The sequence below is a fragment of the Burkholderia sp. LMG 13014 genome, from assembly GCF_905232215.1.
GTDB lineage: Bacteria > Pseudomonadota > Gammaproteobacteria > Burkholderiales > Burkholderiaceae > Burkholderia.
In genome coordinates this window covers 1-2,285 of sequence record NZ_CAJNKE010000785.1, presented here as the reverse complement: position 1 = coordinate 2,285, position 2,285 = coordinate 1, and the positions used below count along the sequence as shown (strand labels likewise).

Sequence of the window (2,285 nt, the reverse complement as noted above, 5' to 3'; positions counted from 1 at the left end):
AAGCGGCCGGAACGCTCCGGCGGATCGAGTGGCGCGGTCACGGCCTCGACGGCCACCCGGGCGCGATGGTCGCGGTGCTGACGAACCTGCCGGCGGAGCAGTTCGATGCGTGCGAGGTGATGCAGCTGGCACGCCGGCGCTGGCGCGACGCGCTGCCGTTTTCGCTCGAGGCGGTACTAGGTGGCGCGTTGTTCGGCGGCGTGCCTGCTCGCGCGTCGCTGCTTGCGAGCGGCATCGCGGCGCTCGCGTACAACGCGTTCAGTGTGATGACGCGCGTCGTCAGCGGCGCGCTCGGTCTGGATGAGCGCGACGCGGAACGCGTGCCGTCGCATATCGCCGACGGCGTCACCGCAACCTACGCGGGGATGATGATCGCGCTGCCGTCTGACTGGTGGCGACGCTACGACCAGTTGCCTGCAGCGACGCTCGGCCAGATCGTGCGGATGCTTGCCGTGCACGTCGATCCGCGCAGCGAGCGGCGCCGGCGTCGCGACAACCGGCTGTCCGCGAAGTCGCAGGCGCTGCTGCGCGCGGCGACGCTCGAACACCTGCTGCATGACGACGGCGGTGACCCGGCTGCAAACGTGTTCAGCCTGCGCACGATCGCGATGGCGACGCGCGACTTCAGCAGCAATCCGTCGAAGGCGCTGCGGCACGCGGGCGAGGCGCTCGTGATGGTCACCAAGTACAACCGGCCGATCGCGCTGCTCGTGTCGATCGACGACTGGAACCGGCTGCTCGGCGAAGTGCGCGAGACGAGCCTCACGCGGCTGTCGTTCGACTGCGCGGCGGCGCAGGGCATGCGCTCGGTCGCGTTGAGCGAATCGTCGCTGAACTAGCCGACGATGACGAAGCGGCGCCCAGGCGCCGCGTTCAACTCGTCAGCCGATGAACCCAGATCACCGACGTCCACGTGAAATTGCCGCTGCCGTAGCGCGCGATCAGTATGTCGACGCGTGCGTTGATGCGCGCCGAATGCACGCGGCAATGCACGATGAAGTAGAGACTGTTGACGCCGACCGTCGAGCCGTCCGGCAGCGTCGGATTGCCGCCGCGCGCGGGCAGCAGGTACTCGGCGATGTCGCCGGTGCTGACGAAGTACGCGGTGCCGCGCCGGTCGACGAGCCGCTTGGCCTGGCTGGCCGACAGTGTCGGAATCGCGGCGACGAGCACGGGCTCGGTGGCGGTATTGGCGTTGACGGTGGTCAGGTCCGGGAGGATCGTCGTGAACGGCGCCAGTGTCTCGATCGCATGTGCGTCGTAGCCGGGAATGCGGGCGAGATCGCCGATCGACACGAGTTGCAGCGGCCACCCGTCGGGGCCGTTCGTGTCGCGCAGCGAACGCAGCATGTAGTCGGCCGTCTGCTGCGCGAGCGCGGGATCGAGCGATAGCTGGCTCAGCAGCCGCCGGTACGCGAGTACGCCTTCACCGTTGGCCTGCCACGGCTTGCCGGGTGCGATGCGCGTGACGAGGTTCGTCAGGTTGAAGCGCGCCTGCGCATCTTCGACATGGCCGGAGATCCATGCACGGGACAGCTCCGCATTGACCGCCGCGGCGTCGGGCGGCAGCAGGTCGGCGAGCTGCACGTCGGCGGCCGGCGACGACCACGGCTGGCCGACGAACGTGACGTTCGACGTCGCGTTCTGCGCGCGCAGCGTCGCACGCGCCCATTCGACCGCTGCGCGTTCGACCCACATCGTCTGCGTCGCAAGCCGCTGGTTCTCCACGTCGCGCGTCGCGACCTGCTGGCGCCACAGCACGCTCGCCGCGAGCGTCGCCGCCAGCGCGACGACGAGCAGCACCGTGACGATCGCGATGCCGCGTTCGCGCCGCGGCCGCGCGCTCCCGGACTTTCCGTATCGATGCATTCGCATGCTCCTGCAAGGGCGGCGTGACGGCGCTCAGTCCACGAACGCCAGCCACGCATGGGCGATGCTCGCATGCGCAGATGACGTGACGCCGAACATCGCGGTGAGTCCGGCCACCCAGAACGCGAGCGTCGCCGGGTGCGTACCGTTGGTCGTCAGCGCCAGCGGGCCGACCAGCGATGCGATCGCATGCGAGCGCCACAGCAGCAACACGAACAGCGCACAGCCGACTGCCATTGCGACGAAGAACAGGTAGAGCGCGACCGTCGAGCGCCGCGTGAACGGCGTGCGGTGATGGCGCTGGTTCGCGGCGACGATCGCCGCCCCGTTCGCGACCGGCACGATCGCCATCGCGAGCATCCAGAACAGCGGCTGGTCGCTCGACGCGTCGATCAGCAGCAGCGTGCCGATCGTCC

The 2,285-nt window shown here is 69.3% G+C and carries 2 protein-coding genes and 1 pseudogene; 1 reads left to right on the top strand and 2 read right to left on the bottom strand.

Translation table 11 applies throughout. The features are described from left to right. Nucleotides 1–839: pseudogene (locus tag JYJ84_RS34580) on the top strand (type II toxin-antitoxin system Phd/YefM family antitoxin); the annotation flags it as partial. Between the two features lie 34 nt (nucleotides 840–873). On the opposite strand, the gene gspK reads toward JYJ84_RS34580, so the two are convergent. Both gspK and JYJ84_RS34570 read right to left on the bottom strand, forming a co-directional pair. Further along, nucleotides 874–1,869, bottom strand: coding sequence for a type II secretion system minor pseudopilin GspK (gene gspK, locus JYJ84_RS34575; protein WP_175223342.1), 996 nt, complete (start codon nucleotides 1,867–1,869; stop codon nucleotides 874–876). 33 nt (nucleotides 1,870–1,902) lie between these two features. After that, a partial coding sequence (locus JYJ84_RS34570) for a hypothetical protein (protein WP_205190115.1) occupies nucleotides 1,903–2,285 on the bottom strand: 383 nt, incomplete at its 5' end.

Coding starts and splice junctions, on each gene's coding strand:
- gspK (WP_175223342.1), bottom strand. CDS start 1,869: ATGCATCGATACGGAAAGTCCGGGAGCGCGCGGCCGCGGCGCGAACGC.